Source organism: Sideroxydans sp. CL21 (assembly GCF_902459525.1).
In the GTDB taxonomy this organism is placed as follows: Bacteria; Pseudomonadota; Gammaproteobacteria; order Burkholderiales; family Gallionellaceae; genus Sideroxyarcus.
Genome location: NZ_LR699166.1, coordinates 668,721 through 686,548 on the forward strand (window position 1 = coordinate 668,721; position 17,828 = coordinate 686,548).

The following is a 17,828-nucleotide window of genomic DNA, read 5'->3' on the forward strand; positions in this document are numbered from 1 at the left end:
ATGACGACACGTCAGACACCAAGCAGACTTCCATTGCCGAATGAGTTGGATACATTTTCGGAATCGGCCTGGATAGATGTCGTGCGTTCCATGGACGAGGTGTACAACGAACTGCTGCAATACGAGGTCGTGCTGGAGCAGAAGAACTCGGAACTGGAAGAGTCGCAACAGTTTATATTCAGCATACTGACGTCGATGTCCGATCTGCTGTTGGTGTGCGACCGCAACGGCGTGATCGAAGAAGTGAATCATGCGCTGCTCGCGTTTACCGGCAAGACAGAGCAGGAACTGAAGGGTGCGAAACTGTCTTCGCTGTTTGCGGACGAGAACGACTGCGCGACCGCAAAAAGCGTGATCTCAAGTTTGACGACCGAGCCGGCGAACGATGTGGAATTGCAATTCCGCACGCGCGAGGGCAACGCAACGCCCGTCGCGCTCAATTTCACGCCGCGCCTCTCCGCCACCCAGAAGCTGCTGGGCGTGGTGATCACCGGACGACCTCTGGGCGAGTTGCGGCGTGCCTATCACAAGTTGCGCGAAGCGCACGACCAGCTCAAGCGCACCCAGCAGCAACTGCTGCAATCCGAGAAGATGGCATCGCTGGGCAAGCTGGTGGCGGGGGTGGCGCACGAACTGAACAACCCGATCAGCTTCGTGCTGGGCAACATGCACGCGATGCAGCGCTACACGCCGCGTTTCAAGCGTTATCTGGATGCGATACACATCGGCGCACCGAGTGAAGAGCTGGAGAAGTTGCGGGCCGAGTTGCGCATCGACCATATTCTGGACGACTTGGCGCCGTTGTTGACGGGTGCGGTGGAAGGTGCGGAACGTACGCGCGACATCGTGGACGGCCTGAAACGGTTCTCCGCGGCGGATCGCGACGAGAATATCGAGTTCAACCTGGCCGAAACCATCGAGCGCACCGTGCACTGGGTGACACGTGCAGCGCCGACGAACTTCCGTGTTGTGATCGACGTGCCGAAAGAAATGCCGTTTTATGGTTCGCCCGGGCAGATACAGCAGGTCATTACCAACCTCGTGCAGAACGCGTCGGATGCCACGGAGAGCCTGCCCGACCCGATGCTGACCATTACTGCCAGGATGGACGGGGAAGGTATCTGCATCTTGTTCCGCGACAACGGACCGGGAATCTCGGATCAAGCGATGGGCAAGATATTCGATCCGTTCTACACCACCAAACCTGTCGGAAAAGGCACCGGGCTGGGGTTGTCAATCAGCTACGGCATCATCGAGCGTCACGGCGGGCTGCTGTCGGTGAGCAATGCCGCGGATGGTGGCGCTGAGTTCAAGCTGTGCTTGCCGCATTCAAACCGGAAATAAAGCGATAAGCCGAGTTCCAGCGTTCTTGCGCAAAATCTGGGCAGATCTGATTGTTGCAGTTCCTGCACTCGGCAACCCGCTTATTCGTCAGCTTATTTTTATTATAAATTAGCAGGTTGCAGTGTCGAAATGAATACCTGTTAGCAGCTATCGATTCTTTTGATTGTTGGCATAATTCTTGTTAAGAGAATATATAAATTCTTCTTACGGGGGTGTTATGGAATCGATACACGGCAGCATTCTTCCCTTGGTCGCACTGGCTTTCGTGCTGGGCATGAAGCACGGCATGGATGCCGACCACCTTGCCACCATCGATGGATTGACGCGGTTCAATGCGGCAGCCGGTCGCCACGGACTGGCGCGCTTGTGCGGTTTCCTGTTCTCGGTGGGGCACGGCTGCGTGGTGTGCATCGTGGCCGTTGCAACCGGTTATCTGTTCCAGCATGGTGCGGTGCCGGCATGGATGGATGATGTCGGTGCCTGGGTGTCGGCGTTCTTCCTGCTGTTGCTGGGGGCGCTGAATCTGCATGCCGTGCTGACGACCCCCTCGCACGAAATGGTGCGGATGGTGGGCATCAAAGGGCGCTGGCTGGGCAAACTCAGGCATGCGGGGCATCCGGCGATGATCGCGCTGGTGGGCGCACTGTTTGCATTCTCTTTCGACACGCTTTCGCAGGCTGCCTTGTTTTCGGCCACGGCCACGCAATACGGCGGCATGCTCCAGGCTTTGCTGCTGGCGGTCTGTTTCATGTTCGGCATGATGCTGACCGACGCGGCAAACGGCTTGTGGATATCCCACCTGTTGCAGCGTGCCGATGCGACGGCGCGTGCCGCTTCGCGCGTCATGGGCGTCACCGTGGCCCTGCTCAGCCTGGCGGTGGCTGGTTTGGGGTTGTCGCGCAGGTTCTTCCCGCAAGCGGCAGCGTGGCAGGACGGGCGCGAGTTGTTCATTGGCGTGTCCATCGTCGTCGTGGTCGCTGTCTGCTTCCTGTTCGCGCGCTACGCGCAACAGCGCGTGTTCGCTACAGCCTGACCCGTATTCCCGCAGAGGAATCTCCCTGGGGCCTGATGGCGTCTGTCATGGGGAATTCCATTTCGTACTTGCAAGTAGTCCCGGATGTTCATGAAGCAGCTCATTTGCATATTGATTTCGATTGCTGTTGCGGCGGATGTTCTCGCGGCTGATCCGGGCAGTAATGAACCGCCTGAGGTTACGGTAAATGACCAGGCCGATCACAGGAAATCATCGTTATCCCGATCCGAAACGATTAATGCACTGCCTGAGGTGACGGTCATAGGGCATTACGACAATGCGATCGGAACCTCCGATGCCGCTTCCCAAGGCGTCATCCGCGGCAAGTTATTGCAGGACATTCCTCTGCTCAGGCCGGGCGAGGTGCTGGAGACCGTGCCGGGTATGGTGGTCACCCAGCACTCGGGCGACGGCAAGGCCAACCAGTACTTTTTGCGCGGATATAACCTGGACCATGGCTCCGATTTCGCCACCAACGTTGACGGCGTGCCGACGAACATGCCCACCAATGCCCATGGTCAGGGCTATTCCGACGTGAATTTCCTGATCCCGGAGCTGGTGGAACGCATCGATTACCGCAAAGGCCCGTATTTCGCCGACAACAGCGATTTTTCGTCAGCCGGTTCCGCAGACATCAAATACCGGAACAGTCTTGATCACAATTTTGCGGACATGACCGTCGGAGCCTATGGCTACCGGCGCGTGCTTATGGCGGGGTCGACGGTGTTGGCGCCACAAGGTCGGGATTCCCAGAATACATCTTCACTCAACAAAACCGGCCCGACCCTGCTTGGCGCAGTGGAGCTCATGAGCAACAACGGTCCGTGGGCGGTCAACGAGGATATGCACAAGACCAATGCTCTGTTGCGTCTCAGCGGTGGCGGTGCCACAAACGGATGGTCGCTCAATGCGATCCATTACGATGCGAAGTGGAATTCAACTGACCAAGTGCCGCTGGATTTGATCGCTTCGGGGCAGTTGGGACGCTATTCGGCATTGGATCCCACCGACGGCGGAAATTCCAGCCGGGATATCGCTTCTGGGGAATGGCGCAGCAGCGATTCCGCGGGGTATACGAAGTTGTCCACCTTCATTGAACATTACCATCTGCAACTTTGGTCGAACTTCACATTTTTCGAATTGCGTCCGGCAACAGGCGACCAGTTCGAACAGGCGGAAGACCGGAACATCGTTGGCGGGCAGGCGGTCAGGGGATGGAACCATGGCCTGCTGGAACACGATTCGTTTACAGAACTGGGCCTGCAGTTGCGCCACGACAACATAAACGTCAGCCTGCAGAACACGCAGGCACGCATACCTTTTGCAGCAGTAAGCAACAACCGGGTTGGAGAGACCCTGACCGGCCTGTATCTGCAAAACACTACCTATTGGGCCAGCTGGATACGCATCCTGGTTGGATTTCGCGAAGATGCCGTTTCCATGGACATGACTTCGTATGTGCAGTCGCAGAATTCGGGCACAGCCGGAGGTTCCCGTCCTTCGCCCAAGTTCTCGGCGATCTTTGGCCCCTGGCAGCGGACGGAATTGTTCTTCAATGCCGGCAAGGGATTTCATAGCAACGATGCGCGTGGCGTGATCGACAGGGTAGACCCGACTACCGGTGTGCCCGCGACTGGGGTGCCGGCCCTGGTTGGCAGTACAGGCAAGGAAATCGGGGCGCGCACGGAAATGATCGAGGGTATACAAAGTTCGGTTGCATTCTGGAGTCTGGATAGCGATTCGGAGATCGTCTATGCGGCCGACTCTGCGATCGGCAGCACGACACCGAACGGCGCAAGCAAGCGCACCGGGGTGGAGTGGAACAATCGCTGGAATGCCAATCGTTGGCTGCTCATCGATGCAGATCTTGCCTGGACCCATGCGCGCTATGCAATCATGAATGACAACGGTGCCGCCGGAGACCTGATTCCGAATGCGGTGAGCAAGGTTGCGCTGCTCAGGGCCGCGATCCGCGATGCTGGCCCCTGGATGGTGGGAGTCGAAACCCGATACATTGGGCAATATACCCTCGCCCAGGATGGCAGTCTGACGGCGCCCTCGGTGATCGTGACCAATGTGAGGGTGCAGCGCGAGATTTCTTCGCGCATGGCAGTCTCGCTGGACGCACTCAATCTGTTCAACCGCCAGTACTACGATATCGCCTATCAGCAGGATTATCGGGTATCACCCACGAGTCCAGTGGTGCCGAGCGGAATCACGGTGCATCCGGGAGAGCCGCGTCAATTGCGGGTGACTTTGGAACTCAGGCTCTGAGGCAGCAGGATGCTGGCCGGGTTGCTCCCGGCCCCTCTCCCGCCCTTAACTGAAAAATGCGGCATCCGCTTGGGCAGGTATCTCGACCCGGGTGAGTTTCGCCTTTTGCAGCACTTCCCAGAAATAGCGGTAGGTGGCGCGATCATGCAATTCGCCATCGTACTGTATGGGTCCCCATCCGGCCGCTTGCGCGGCGAGCAGGATGTTGCTCGCATCCGTCACCTCGTGGTAATCCGGTTTCATCGCGTCCACGATCGCTTGGATCTGCGTCGGATAGATGCTCCACATGCGCATGAAGCCAAATTCGTTGCGTGCGCGGCTGGCATCGGAGAATGTGGTCTCGGCATTCTTCAGGTCCAGCGTGACATTGTGTGCGGGTACTACGCCATGTGCCAATGCGGCGGCGACCACTTCGGCCTTGGCGCGCGCCAGCAGGCGATGCTCGAACTGTCCCGGGCTGCGCATGGCTGTGGCGGGAATGGCTCCGTGGTGACCGCTGACGAAATCCATCAGCCCGAAATCCAGCACCTGCACCCAGGGCAGTGCTGCGATCTCGTAGGCATCGTGCAGGGCACCGTGCGTCTCGATCAGTGCATGGACGGGGATCTCGCGGCTGATGCCGCGGGCAGCCGCGACCTTCTGGATGTAGGCGATCATCTCTGCGGTCTGCGCCGCACGAGTGGACTTGGGGATGGTGATGTAGGCCAGCATTTTACCGGCGCCCCCCACCAGGATATCCACATCCTGCTTCCATGAAGCATGTGTGTAGTCGTGTATGCGCGCGCCCGCCATGCGATGCTTGTTGGCATCGGAATTAAGGACGCGGACGATCATCTCCGCGTGTTCGCGTTCCTGTCCTGCCGCGGCGCCGTCTTCGCAATCACAGGTGATGTCGAAGATCGGTCCCAGGGTGTCCTGCAATGCGAGCGCTTTGAGTATGAGTTTTTCGCTGCCCGCGAAATGCTCGCAGCTGGGAATGACGGGGAACGGTTTCTCTCCCCCGAAAAGGGCCTGGTTTGGATGTACGGATGTTGACATGATGTTTTCCTTATCTGCGCGGCATTAAGATTGTGTAATCGAGATCGAGCACGACGTTGGGGTGGTAGACCTTCTTGCCGTTCTGCTCGATATGGGTGTCGGGCAATTCCCTGGCTGGCAGGTTCTTCAGGCCGACCATGCGCAGACGCAAAGCGCCGATGCCTTTTTTACCGGGTAATTCCCAGCGCTCCAGCACTTCCGTCCAGGTATAGAAGGTGTCGCCGCCAAAACTCGGATTGCTATGGGTGCCGGCATTGATGGCTGCGACGCACATTGCATTTTCCAGTCCGTCGTAGGACAGCGCGCGGCAAATCGAGATGACGTGACCGCCGTACATGAGGCGACGACCGAATGGCGTGTCCTTCATCATCTGGGCGTCGAAATGCAGGCGCGCATTGTTCTGGTAGAGCTTGGTGGCCAGGGTGTGATCGCTATCATCCACCGTCATCCCCGCCGGGTGGTTGATGCGTTCGCCCGGTTCGTAGTCATCCCATAGTCGTTGACCGCCCGTCAATGCTGTTTCGAATTGGCGACAGTCCACGAATGCGGGTACGTGCAAGCGCTCGACGGGAACGACGGCAGGCAGTTCTGGAATGACTGTCGCCGGAGCGGGGCGAGTGATGTCCTGCTTGTGCACCATCACCCAGCGCTTCCATTCCAGCACGGGTTCGTGGCTTTGGTTGCGCGATACCGAATGTACATAGACCACACCATTATTGCCGCTGGAATTCTGCTTGAGCCCGATGACCGTGGACGAAGTGCTCAGGGTGTCGCCGGGATAGACGGGCGACAGAAAACGCACATCGGCATAACCCAGATTGGCCACGGCATTGACCGAGATATCCGGTACCGTTTTGCCGAAGGCGATGTGGAACGCCAGCAAATCGTCCACGGTGCGATCGCGATATCCCATGGCATGCGCCACCGGTTGCGCGCAGTGCAGGATATGGCGGCTCCCGGTGAGCGCGATGTAGAAAGCGCAATCGCCTTCCGTGACGGTCCGAGGCGTTGCGTGGCGGAACACCTGGCCGACATGAAAGTCTTCAAAAAAGTTGCCGCGACCAGGCTCCTGTTTGTTGGTCTGTTTAGACATATGAACTTTCCAGTTTTGCGATCATTTCACTCAGGTTCAACAGGCGCTGGGCGGCCTTGACGTGGTGGTGTTCCACCAGGCGGTCGTTCACGACTACCGTGCCGCGTCCTGCGGCATTGGCTGCAGACAACGCGCTGATGATTTCCCTGGCCGTGTTCACTTCGGCCGTCTTGGGGGTGAAGGCGTCGTTGGCATAGGTGAGCTGCAAAGGATGCACCAGCGACTTGCCGTCGAAACCCATGTCCCGGCCCAGTCGGCACGCATACTCGAAGGCTTCCATATTCTTGATATGGCTGTTGATGCCGTCTACCACGCCGCGGTTATAGGCTTTGGCCGCCAGGATCACCATGGAGAGGCTGGTCAGCAAAGGAAAGCGGTCTTTCGTGCTGTGGGCATGCATCTGCGAGATCAGGTCGGACGTGGCCATGATCATGCACGCGATGCGATCCGATGCACTGGCGATTTCTTCGGCATGCAGGACTGCCAGGGGACTTTCTATCATCACCATCACCGGCGTATCTTTGCCGCCTGCCTGATCCAGAGCTTCAAGCGCGGTCAGCACATCGTCTCGCCCCTCGATATTGGTGAAAAGGATCGCGTCGGCGCCTATCTTTGCGACGGCCTTGATGTCTTCATGTCCCCAGGGGGACTCCAGATCGTTGACGCGGATAACCACCTCGCGTGCGCCGTATCCGCCCTGTTTGACGGCGTTCACGACATTGCGTCGGGAGTCTTCCTTGGCGGCAATCAATATCGGATCACCCAGATCCAGGATGACGGAATCCGCCGGCAGGCCCTTCGCCTTTTCCAGGTAGCGCGTATTGCAACCCGGCACATACAGCATGGAGCGGCGCGGTCGAAAGTGCTTGTTCATGATTCCCCCTCTTGAAGTGTCATGTTTTATTTAATCGTTATCAAGAAATCGTCAGTTGATTCTATCGGGGGCAAAATTCAGTGTCAACAAAATTCTTATGTCTTATATAAGATATATAACACTTGATTAAGGGAAATTGGCATGATAAATTCCCCCTACCTAATGATGACCGGCACCGACAGGAACGAAGCAATGGGATCTCCGATATTTCAGCCGTTGTACCAGCAAATCAAGGCGCTCATCACGCAAAGCCTGATCTCGGGCGAGTGGGGCCCCGGGGCTGCCATTCCCAGCGAGATGGAATTGGCGGCACGGTTCGGGGTGAGTCAGGGGACGGTCAGGAAGGCGATAGACGAGCTGGCGGCGGAAAACATCGTGGTGCGGCGCCAGGGCAAGGGTACCTATGTGGCAACCCACTCCGAGGAGACCGTGAAACTCAGGTTCCTGCGGTTGGTGGCGGCCGACGGCAGCAACGAGTTGCTGGATAACAAGTTGTTGAGCTGCGAGCGCGCCAAGGCTCCGGCCAATATTGCGCGGTTGCTGGATATCAAGACCGGCAGTGCGGTGATAGAGATCAAGAGGCTGTTGCTGTTTTCAGGCAAACCGCAGATTCTGGATCGCATCATTCTTCCTGCCGCAGCGTTCAAGGGAATTAACACCGAACGGATCGAGGCTTTCAACGGTTCGATGTACCGCATGTACGAAACGCTGCTGGGTATACATATGGTGAGGTCCGAGGAGCGACTGACTGCTGTGGGAGCGGATGCGGATGTTGCAGCGGCGCTGAATCTCAAATCCGGAACGCCGCTGCTGAGCATAGAGCGCGTGTCCTATACCTATGGCGACAAGCCGATGGAATGGCGCCTGGGGCTATGTCTGACGGATGATCATTATTATTTGAATCACCTTGAGTAGGAATGGCCGGATTGGGATGTCCGGTGTAGTGAAATAGAGGCTGAGGAGGGATCATGGTAAAAAATCAAAACGAGCATATCGCCGACAAGGGCTCGTCCGGCAGTGCGGACGCAAGTGTGCTGGGCGGCTTCTGGCCAGGGATCCAGTTGTACTATCCGCCGGTCAAATATGCGCCTTCGCTGGGCATCTACGAAGACCTCGAGGCGGCGGCGCAGCGCATGAAGAAGCATGCGCACCAGACGCACGCGCATACCCTGATCTTCGACCTGGAAGACGGTTGCCGCCAGAAGGAAATGAGCCGGACTTTGCTCAGGCAGGAATTGCCCAAGTTCAAACGCAGGCATGAAGTCGCCATTGCCATCCGGGTGAATCCTTTCCGCACCGAAGAGTACGAACTTGACATGAAACTGGTCAAGGACCTGGCCGAGCATATCGATGTGGTGATGCTGGCCAAGGCGGGAGAGGCTTACGGCGCGCCCGAGGTTCGGGACTTGTCCAATTTTCTGGTGGGCCTGAATCATCCGATCAGCATACAGCCCATCATCGAGCATCCCAAATCGCTCAAGATTGCGCCCGACCTGATGCAATACAGCACGGTCAAGCATGTGGTGTTTGGCATTCACGATTTTTCAAAAGCAATGGGTATCCAGATCACGCCCGAGCACTGGACCGAAGAGCTTAAATACTTTCTCAACCAGATCATGTTCGAGGCGCGTATCGCCGGTAAAGGCGTGATCGGCGGGGTGGAAACGCTGATCGGCTCCAGCAGCATGCCGGAGAACTTCGTCGAGCCGCACGACGTGCGGCGCTGGCTGGACCTGCACGGCGAGAATGAATCGCACATTGTCTACAAGCATGCCTGCCAGGAAGCGGCAAACGGTCTGACCGGGAAGCAGGTCATTCATCCGGCGCATATCCATCTGTGCAAGGTGGCGTACACCCCGTCGCCTACGGAGGTCTCGCAAAAGATCCGGATACTGAAGGCAGCCATCGAGGCGGATGCGCTGCTGGGAGGTGCCATCAAGTTCGAAGGCGAGATGCTGGATCCGCCCATGTTCGGCAAGGCCTTGCAGACACTGCTGCGGGCACACGCACTGCGCGCACTCACACCCGCGGATACCGAGTTTGCCATGACGGTGCTGCAGCTGATGCCCGCACAAGTCATTCGCGAAAACTGGCCATACGGCGTAATTTTGTAGGAGTAACCATGTCAAATTTCAAACCGTTCGCCCCCTGGGTATGGCAAATCCCCGAGCATTTCAACATCGGTGTCGCCTGTACCGACGCACATCTGAATACGCCTGCCGCGGAAAACATCGCGATGATCGTGGAAGACGACAAACTGGGCACGTCGCAAATCACGTTCTCGCAGCTGGCCGAGCGCACCAGCCGTTTCGCCCAGATTCTGCGTAATCTCGGGGTTGGCCCCGGCGAACGCATCCTGATCCGGCTTCCCAACTCACTGGATTATCCAACCGCATTTCTGGGCGCGATGAAATGCGGCGCCATTTCTGTGCCGACATCTACCCTGCTGACTGGCGAAGAGGTGGTCTATCTCGCGCAGGACTCGGGAGCTGCAGTGCTGGTGACCGACAAGGCGGCTTGGGCTACTCTCAAGGACCAACTGCATGATGCAGTCAATCTGCGCCATGTCTTGCTGTCCGGTCCGGGCGAAGTGCAGAAAGTCGAAGGACTGGATGTGCAGGACCTGGATTCGGCGCTGGCGGGAATACAAAAATGTGAGCCGCCATATCCAACCAAAGTCAACGATCCGGCTTATCTGGTTTACACCTCGGGCACCACCGGATATCCCAAGGGTGTTTTGCACGCGCACCGCGCCTTGATCGGTCGCACGCCGGCATCTACTTACTGGTTCGATTTTGCCAAGGAAGGCGATCGCATCATGCATTCGGGCAAGTTCAACTGGACCTATGTGCTGGGCTCGGGGTTGATGGATCCCCTGTACCTGGGCAAGACGGTGATCGTGCACGAGGGAAAGAACGACTCGAACACCTGGCCGCGCCTGATCAAGAAACATTCGGCGACCATCTTTGTCGGTGTACCGACCATCTACCGCCAGATCGTGCAGAAGAGCGATTTCACGAAAGCGGATGTTCCCAGCCTGCGCCACTGCATGAGTGCGGGCGAGCATCTGTCGGATGAGGTATTGACGCAATGGCGCGAGCGCTTCGGTGTGGACATCTATGAGGCGGTCGGCATGTCGGAGTTTTCCTACTATCTGTGCCAGACCAAGTCGCAGCCGATACGCCCGGGATCTGCTGGATTTCCGCAACCCGGCCACAAGATACAACTGCTGAATCCGGAGACCTTGCAACCGGTTGCGGCTGGCGAAGAGGGCATGATCTGCGTGCCGGATGACGACCCCGGGCTGTTCCTGAATTACTGGAACCTGCCGGAGGAAACGACCAAGCTGCGGCATGACGGCTTCTTTTTCACCGGCGACTATGCTCGTTACGATGAAGACGGCTACATCTGGTTCCTGGGGCGGCGTGACGACATCATCAAGAGTTTTGGTTACCGCGTTTCTCCGTACGAGATCGAGCGCGTGCTGAAGTCTCATCCCTCCGTTGCCGATTGCGCATCAGTCGGTGAGGAAATCGAGAAGGACAAGGTGCTGGTGGTGGCTTATGTGATCATGCAGCCGGACAGCAAAACGACGGCAGACGAACTGCTGGCCTTCGGGCGTGAACATCTGGCGGCATACAAGGCACCCAAGACCATCTATCTTGCTAAGGACTTTCCCCGTACAAAGAACGGAAAGATATTGCGCCGGGATGTGAATCCGGCAATCGCGATTTCAAAATCCACTCTGCGTTGACGTTTCACCTTTGCAGGAGCGCAGGCCAAAAAAAAGGCGACCAGACGGTCGCCTTTTTTGCGGTCTGCTAATTAATCCCGTTCGCCGCTGAAGGCCATCAGCAGGCTCAGCAGGTTGATGAACAGGTTGTAGATGTCCAGATACAGAGACAACGTTGCCATCACGTAGTTGGTTTCCCCGCCCTGAACGATCCGGCTTACGTCGAAAAGAATGTAGGCCGAGAAGATCATGACTGCGATTGCGGAAATAGTCAGCGACAACGCAGGAATCTGGAAGAACATGTTCGCCAGCGAAGCCACGATGAGCAGGATTAATCCGATGAACAGGAACTTGCCCATGAAGCTGAAGTCCTTCTTCGTCGTAGTGGCAATGGTGGCCAGTGAAAAGAAAATCACACTGGTTCCGCCTGCTGCCAGGCCGATAAGTTGTGCGCCGTTCTTCAGGTGCAGCGCTACTTGCAGGATGGGGCCCAGAAATACGCCTGCGACAAAGGTGAATCCGAGCAGGGCAACGATACCCCAAACGCTGTCGCGCAAGGCGGTGACGGCGAACAGCAGCCCCATCATTGTGCCGAACATCAGCAACGAGGCCATGATGGGGTGTCCCGCCATGAACGAGAAGTTGATCGAGGTGCCAACGAAAGCGCCGATGATCGTCGGGATCATGGTCAGCGCCAGCATCATGTAAGTGTTGCGCAGAACCTTGTTCTGGTCGGCTACTTGCGCCGAGGTTGGTAGTACGGATGGGGTTTCGTATTGCATTGAGTTGCTCCTTTAAAAGACAGTTCTGATTCAATTACGGGAGTGAGACTACAGAAGCAGTGTAAAAGTTGCAACCTTAGTGCTTTGGGAACACGGGGTATTTCAGGTATCATGCGCGCCATTGTGTGCCAGCCATTTATCGGGTAATGGAACTTTCGAGTGAAACCAAAACCTTAGGTTGGCACCTTGCAGGTTTTTGGAGGTGTGGCCGAGCGGTTGAAGGCACTAGTCTTGAAAACTAGCGAGGATGAAAGTCCTCCGTGAGTTCGAATCTCACCGCCTCCGCCAAATTCGAATCATCTTGTAATCTCTTGGGAGTGAAAGTTATGTTGCGCAAAATTCTGGCAATCTCGTTGATGTCTGTGACTACCATCGCCGCAGCGGATACCATGGACATTGGGCTGGGTAATCATGCCGCCGAGTTCAAGTACGGTGTTCCCACCACGCTTGCGGGCAAGTCCGAGGTTTATGCAGATTTGCTGTACAACGATGTCAACAGTGTCATGGGCGGTGTGGGACTGCTGGTGGCGAATGACGAGGTTAAGGTACCGGGGCTAACCATCGGTATTGGCGCAAAAGCGGTTGCTGCCACGATCAGGGAAACACCAAGCAGGCAAAATACTTCCGCAGTCGCACTGGGGGCGCAAGTTCGCTATGAGCTACCTGCCGAGCGCCGTCTGGCATTTGCGGGTGAATTCTATTACGGTCCCCAGATCATTACTTTCGGCGATGCCAAGCAATTCCAGCAATACGGCGCGCGCGCCGAGTTCTCCGTCTCTCCGCAGGTTCAGGTTTATGCCGGATATCGCAAAACAGTATTTACGGTAAAGGCAACGAATGCGGACGCGGTTCTGGTAAGCGGAGTGCTCGCCGGTGTGCAGTTCACGTTTTAATGGCCGATCGTAGAACGTGCTGAAACTTGCTGTGATTCTCGCTTTGCTTTCGATGACATCCCTGGCACAAGCCAAGGATGTTTCGGCACAACAAATAGGTGTCGAATACGCTCGCGGGAACCTGGACAAGGCTGATGCGGAGTACAAGGACAACCTGCAACATGTGTCCGAATCTGAAAAGCGGTTGACCGAGGCGCAGAACCGTTTGTCTGACGACAGACAGAAAGCGGCAGTTTCAAAAAAGAATCTGGACGAGGCCAAGGCGAAATATTCAAGAGCGCAGGAATTGCTCGATCAAGCCTGGAAAAAACCGTAATTCCGGTTTCGCACGTTCAATACCCCAGCGCGCGCGCTCCCTGGTAAAAGACAAAACTGACTACCCATGCCAGAACCAGCGACCAGCTGAGCGCGAACAGTGTGTAACGCAGGTCTTTTGATTCGCTGCGCAAGGTGGCGATCGCCGAGAGGCAGGGCGTGTAAATCAGGGTGAACAGCATGAAACTGTAGGCCTGTACCCAATCCAGTTGTTGTCCCAGCGCACTGCCCAGTGCATCACCACTCAATCCGTAGATGACAGCCAGCGAGCCGATGACGATCTCCTTCGCGACGAAACCGAAGATCAAAGCGATGGTAAGTTGGTCGTTGATGCCGATGGGGGCGAAGATCGGGTGCAGCAGGCTGCCTATCATTCCGGCCAGTGTGCCTGAGCTTGCGGGAGCAGCCGAGGTCGGCAAATGCGTGAGCAGCCATACCAGCACGACGCCGGCAACGATAAATTGCGTGGCCCGGCGCAAGAAGTGAGTCACTTCCAGCCAACCGCGCAGCAGCATCTGGCGCACAGTGGGAAACCGGTACGGCGGCAGTTCGAGCACGAAGGGTTCGTTGTTCTTGAAGCTATTCTTGAACAGCAAGGCGGTGACGATGGCCGTGGCGAAGCTGAACAAGTAGAGGCTGAACAGTACTAGCGGCGCGGCTTTGGAAGAAAACAACGCGGCGGTGATGAACACGAATACCTGCAAGCGCGCCGAACAAAGCGAGAACGGAATCACCAGCATGGTGAGGAGTCGCAGGCTGCGCGAACGCATCACACGCGTACCCATGAGTGCGGGCACATTGCAACCAAAACCCATCAGCAGCATCACAAAGCCGCGTCCGTCCAATCCCATCTTCGCCATCAGCGCATCCATCAGGAAGGCTGCGCGCGACAAATAACCGCTGTCTTCAACCATGGCCATGAACAGGAAGAACAGGATGATGATGGGCACGAAGGCAGCGACGGTGGCAACGCCGTTGTAAATCCCGTCCAGCAGCAAACCGGAAAGCCAGACAGGCAAGCCGGAGAGGGCGGGGTTAAGCGCGGTCTCGCGCAGCCAGCCGAGCGCCTCGGCCACCCAGGCTTGCAGCGGTTGGCCGAGGAAAAAGATGCCCTGGAACAGCAGGTACATGATGGCGAAGAAGATCGGCAGCCCGAGCCACGGATGCAGCATCACGCGGTCGAGTTTGTCCGTAAGGTTCTCCGGCAATTGCGCCGGAACTTGCACGGCATGCTTCAAGATGCGCGCCATCTCGGATTCGATGTGTTCGTCCACTTCCAGCTGGCTGCGCAGTTCTTCCGCCATGCCGGGCGTGGGGTAGCGCAATGCCTTGGCGATGGCCTGCAGTGCTTCCTGGTAGCCTGTGCCGTATTTTCCGCTGAGCAGGAAGATAGGTATGCCCAGCATTTCTGTCATTTTTCGGCTGTCGATGCTGATGCCGTATTTCTTGGCCTCGTCCGCCATGTTGAGCAGGACCACGAGGTTCATGTTGAGCTGTTTGAGTTGCAGCAGCAGGCTCATCTGGCGTTCGATCTGCGTGGCATTCAGTATGACGAGCGCCAGGTCGGGTACGTTGTCATGAATGAAATGGCGCACCACCTGCTCGTCGTCGGAAAAACCATGCAGATCGTAAATGCCGGGCAGATCGATGATCTCCACCATGTCCGAACCGAGAAGAATCCTGCCGCTGAGAAGTTCAACAGTGATGCCTGGCCAGTTGCCCACGCGGGCGGCACCGCCTGTCATGCGGTTGAACAGGGTGGACTTGCCCGTGTTGGGCATGCCCAGTAAAGCGATGCGCTTCATGCCTGGCACACTTTGATCTTCTCGGCCTCGTTGCGGCGCAGCAGGATGTCGGTGGTGCCGATGCGCACCTGCAAAGGACCGGAAAAACTGGCCTTGCGTATCAGCTCGATCTGCTTCCCGCTGCGGAATCCCAGTGCCTGCAGACGCAGATGCAATGCTTCTTCGGCTTGGATGGAGACGATGGTGGCGATATCGCCGGGTTGCAGATGGGCCAAGGTGAGGGAGGGCATGATCAAATGGATTCCAGTTGCCTGCATTATTCCACACGGGTGCCGCTCTTGTCGCGTAGGGCGGGGCGAATAGGGTAGAATGCCATCTTTATTTTTGTGGCAGAGAAACATGATCAAAGGTAGTCTCGTAGCGATCGTCACGCCGATGCAAGAGGACGGCAGCCTGGATTTGGCGGCCTTCCGCGCGTTGATCGATTTCCATATAGCCGAAGGCACCGACGCCATCGTGGTGGTCGGTACCACCGGCGAATCCCCCACTGTCGATGTGGCAGAGCACGAGTTGCTCATCGCCGAAGCGGTGAAGCATTCTGCCAAGCGTGTCCCTGTCATCGCCGGAACCGGCGCGAACTCGACCAAGGAAGCGATCGAGCTGGCCACTTTTTCCAGGAAGGCCGGAGCGGACGCATCCCTCACCGTGGTTCCCTATTACAACAAGCCGACCCAGGAAGGTCTTTACCAGCACTTCAAAGCCATCGCCGAAGCGGTGGACATGCCGCATATCCTGTACAACGTGCCGGGACGCACGGGTGCAGACTTGCACAATGACACAGTCCTGCGCCTTGCGCAGATCAGGAACATCGTCGGCATCAAGGAGGCGACCGGCGATATTTCGCGCGGCAGCGACCTGTTGCAGAAAGCGCCCAAGGATTTCGCCATATACAGCGGGGATGATGCCAGCACGCTGGCGTTGATGCTGCTTGGGGCACATGGCTCGATTTCGGTGACTGCCAACGTCGCGCCCAGGCTGATGCACGAGATGTGTACTGCTGCATTGAATGGCGAACTCGCCAAAGCACGCGAGATCAATTTCCGCCTGCTCGGCTTGCATCGCAACCTGTTCGTTGAAGCCAACCCGATACCGGTAAAGTGGGCGGTGGCGCGCATGGGCAAGATGAAGAATGCCCTGCGTTTGCCATTGACTCCGCTGACTGCCGGAGCGCAACCGGCGGTGGAAGCCGCCATGCGTCAGGCTGGCGTCATTTAATAGGAAAAAACATGAAGTTAAGGAACGTCGTATTTGGATTCGTTGCAACATCGTTACTCGCGGGATGCGGCATGTTCAGCATGTTCGACCGGAAACCGGTGGATTATAAAGCTGGAGCGGTGCAAACACCGTCGCTGGAAGTCCCTCCCGATCTGACTGTTCCAGAGACGGAACAGCGTTACATCATTCCCGGGACAGACGGGGAAAAGGTCGCCAGCTATTCGGAATATACCAGGAAGGCGGAACAGCCTTGCGTGAACCCGGCGAGTGCACCGGTTGCGGCAACTCCGGCTCCGCAACCGGTCAAGGCGCCAACTGCCAAGTTGCAGGAAGGCAATGGCACAAAGAGTATATTGCTGGATGATCCGTTCGATCGAAGCTGGCGCAGGGTCGGGTTGGCACTGGATCATGCTCGTCTCGTTACAACGGACAAGGACAGAAGCAAAGGTATCTATTTTGTTGCGGCAGCGCCTGATAAAGATAAAAAGAAGCAGCCTGACTATCAGGTCGTGGTGCGTGAAATTGGCTCAGGCAGTGAAGTCACCATTGTGGATCAAGATGGCAAGAGCAGCGCGGAAACTACGCGACTCGTAGATGTGCTGTTCCAAAACATGGACAAAAGCAATACCGGCGACCAGTCTCGCCCTCCTCGCGGAGATGCGGTTCGCACTTCTCGGTAGCGGCAGCGAGGGCAATGCCCTCGTTGTACAAGTCGGGCAAACCCATGTCCTGCTCGATTGCGGTTTTTCGCTAAACGAGACAATGTCGCGATTGGCGCGTCTTGGACTGCAAGCCGAACAACTCAACGGAATCGTGGTCACGCACGAACACGGCGATCACATTTCCGGCGTGGCGCGTCTGGCTCGCAAATTCAACATTCCGGTATGGCTGACCCACGGCACCTTGCGCACCCAAAACACTTCGTTCGACGAACTTTCCATCACCGAGATCAATCCGCACCTGCCATTTGAGATCGGTGAGGTTCGGGTGCAGCCTTATCCCGTGCCGCACGATGCGGCGGAACCGGTGCAATACGTGTTCAGTGATGGAACTTTCAGGCTGGGAGTGCTCACCGATTCCGGCAGTTCAACGCCGCATATCGAAGCGACCTTGAGCGGTTGTCATGCGCTGGTACTGGAATGCAACCACGACGCCCGGATGCTTGCCGAGGGCGATTATCACTACAATCTGAAACAGCGTGTCGGCGGGCGTTACGGACACCTTAACAATGACGATGCTGCTGCTTTGCTGGCGCGCTTGGACAACAGCCGATTGCAGCATATTGTTGCAGCGCATCTGAGCCGCAAGAACAATGCGATCGATCTGGCAGTGGAAGCGCTAAGCAGAGCATTAGGCTGCACTACGGACCGGATCGCCGTGGCTACGCAGGAATTGGGATTGGACTGGTGCGAGATTTCCTGATTAGGAA

General features: G+C 56.9%; 17 protein-coding genes and 1 tRNA gene. 12 read left to right on the forward strand and 6 right to left on the reverse strand.

Annotation, left to right across the window (positions count from 1 at the left end):
* The 3 genes from QOY30_RS03180 (at window position 1) to QOY30_RS03190 (ending at window position 4,651) form a co-directional block, all read left to right on the forward strand.
* Window positions 1–1,344: an ATP-binding protein gene (locus QOY30_RS03180; protein WP_283743188.1), complete on the forward strand. Its 1,344-nt coding sequence runs from the start codon at window positions 1–3 to the stop codon at window positions 1,342–1,344.
* A gap of 217 nt (window positions 1,345–1,561) precedes the next feature.
* Complete coding sequence (locus QOY30_RS03185) at window positions 1,562–2,377, forward strand: HoxN/HupN/NixA family nickel/cobalt transporter (RefSeq protein WP_283743189.1); 816 nt, start codon at window positions 1,562–1,564, stop codon at window positions 2,375–2,377.
* Window positions 2,378–2,467: 90 nt separating this feature from the next.
* A complete protein-coding gene (locus QOY30_RS03190) occupies window positions 2,468–4,651 on the forward strand; it encodes a TonB-dependent receptor (protein ID WP_283743190.1) in 2,184 nt (727 codons plus the stop codon).
* Window positions 4,652–4,696: 45 nt separating this feature from the next.
* Here the strand turns inward: QOY30_RS03190 and QOY30_RS03195 are convergent, their stop codons facing one another.
* Genes QOY30_RS03195 through QOY30_RS03205 form a run of 3 tightly spaced genes read right to left on the reverse strand, consistent with a single transcriptional unit; the run spans window position 4,697 to window position 7,656 of the window.
* A complete protein-coding gene (locus tag QOY30_RS03195; RefSeq protein ID WP_283743191.1) occupies window positions 4,697–5,689 on the reverse strand; it encodes an HpcH/HpaI aldolase/citrate lyase family protein in 993 nt (330 codons plus the stop codon).
* Between the two features lie 10 nt (window positions 5,690–5,699).
* Window positions 5,700–6,782, reverse strand: a complete 1,083-nt coding sequence (locus QOY30_RS03200; RefSeq protein ID WP_283743192.1) for a MaoC family dehydratase — start codon at window positions 6,780–6,782, stop codon at window positions 5,700–5,702.
* On the reverse strand, window positions 6,775–7,656 hold the full coding sequence (locus tag QOY30_RS03205) for an HpcH/HpaI aldolase/citrate lyase family protein (RefSeq protein ID WP_283743193.1): 882 nt from the start codon (window positions 7,654–7,656) through the stop codon (window positions 6,775–6,777). Before QOY30_RS03205 ends, QOY30_RS03200 begins: the two co-directional genes overlap by 8 nt.
* 141 nt (window positions 7,657–7,797) lie before the next feature.
* On the opposite strand from QOY30_RS03205, the gene QOY30_RS03210 reads away from it, so the two are divergent.
* From QOY30_RS03210 to QOY30_RS03220, 3 genes are read left to right on the forward strand one after another with little or no spacing between them, the layout of a single operon-like run.
* Window positions 7,798–8,571, forward strand: coding sequence for a GntR family transcriptional regulator (locus QOY30_RS03210; protein WP_283743194.1), 774 nt, complete (start codon window positions 7,798–7,800; stop codon window positions 8,569–8,571).
* A gap of 53 nt (window positions 8,572–8,624) precedes the next feature.
* Window positions 8,625–9,770: an HpcH/HpaI aldolase/citrate lyase family protein gene (locus QOY30_RS03215; protein ID WP_283743195.1), complete on the forward strand. Its 1,146-nt coding sequence runs from the start codon at window positions 8,625–8,627 to the stop codon at window positions 9,768–9,770.
* Between the two features lie 8 nt (window positions 9,771–9,778).
* Window positions 9,779–11,410, forward strand: coding sequence for an acetate--CoA ligase (locus QOY30_RS03220; protein WP_283743196.1), 1,632 nt, complete (start codon window positions 9,779–9,781; stop codon window positions 11,408–11,410).
* Window positions 11,411–11,481: 71 nt separating this feature from the next.
* Here the strand turns inward: QOY30_RS03220 and QOY30_RS03225 are convergent, their stop codons facing one another.
* Window positions 11,482–12,171 carry a Bax inhibitor-1/YccA family protein gene (locus QOY30_RS03225; protein WP_283743197.1) on the reverse strand — a complete coding sequence of 230 codons (690 nt, stop codon included), beginning with the start codon at window positions 12,169–12,171 and terminating at the stop codon, window positions 11,482–11,484.
* Between the two features lie 198 nt (window positions 12,172–12,369).
* Here QOY30_RS03225 and QOY30_RS03230 point away from each other — a divergent pair.
* The 3 genes from QOY30_RS03230 (at window position 12,370) to QOY30_RS03240 (ending at window position 13,380) form a co-directional block, all read left to right on the forward strand.
* A tRNA-Ser gene (locus QOY30_RS03230) sits at window positions 12,370–12,459 on the forward strand.
* Window positions 12,460–12,497: 38 nt separating this feature from the next.
* Window positions 12,498–13,064, forward strand: coding sequence for a YfaZ family outer membrane protein (locus QOY30_RS03235; protein ID WP_283743198.1), 567 nt, complete (start codon window positions 12,498–12,500; stop codon window positions 13,062–13,064).
* 16 nt (window positions 13,065–13,080) lie between these two features.
* On the forward strand, window positions 13,081–13,380 hold the full coding sequence (locus QOY30_RS03240; RefSeq protein WP_283743199.1) for a hypothetical protein: 300 nt from the start codon (window positions 13,081–13,083) through the stop codon (window positions 13,378–13,380).
* A gap of 16 nt (window positions 13,381–13,396) precedes the next feature.
* On the opposite strand, the gene feoB is transcribed toward QOY30_RS03240, so the two are convergent.
* Together feoB and QOY30_RS03250 are read right to left on the reverse strand one after the other, a co-directional pair.
* A complete protein-coding gene (feoB, locus tag QOY30_RS03245; protein WP_283743200.1) occupies window positions 13,397–15,184 on the reverse strand; it encodes a ferrous iron transport protein B in 1,788 nt (595 codons plus the stop codon).
* Window positions 15,181–15,414, reverse strand: coding sequence for a FeoA family protein (locus QOY30_RS03250; RefSeq protein WP_283743201.1), 234 nt, complete (start codon window positions 15,412–15,414; stop codon window positions 15,181–15,183). Before QOY30_RS03250 ends, feoB begins: the two co-directional genes overlap by 4 nt.
* Before the next feature lie 109 nt (window positions 15,415–15,523).
* On the opposite strand from QOY30_RS03250, the gene dapA reads away from it, so the two are divergent.
* The 3 genes from dapA to QOY30_RS03265 are packed head-to-tail and all read left to right on the forward strand — an operon-like array spanning window position 15,524 to window position 17,821.
* Window positions 15,524–16,399 (forward strand): 4-hydroxy-tetrahydrodipicolinate synthase, encoded by an 876-nt coding sequence (dapA, locus tag QOY30_RS03255; RefSeq protein WP_283743202.1) that lies wholly within the window; start codon window positions 15,524–15,526, stop codon window positions 16,397–16,399.
* 11 nt (window positions 16,400–16,410) lie between these two features.
* Window positions 16,411–17,079: an NlpB/DapX family lipoprotein gene (bamC, locus tag QOY30_RS03260; protein WP_283743203.1), complete on the forward strand. Its 669-nt coding sequence runs from the start codon at window positions 16,411–16,413 to the stop codon at window positions 17,077–17,079.
* Window positions 17,057–17,821: an MBL fold metallo-hydrolase gene (locus QOY30_RS03265; protein WP_283743204.1), complete on the forward strand. Its 765-nt coding sequence runs from the start codon at window positions 17,057–17,059 to the stop codon at window positions 17,819–17,821. Before bamC ends, QOY30_RS03265 begins: the two co-directional genes overlap by 23 nt.
* The last annotated feature ends 7 nt before the right edge of the window (window positions 17,822–17,828 follow it).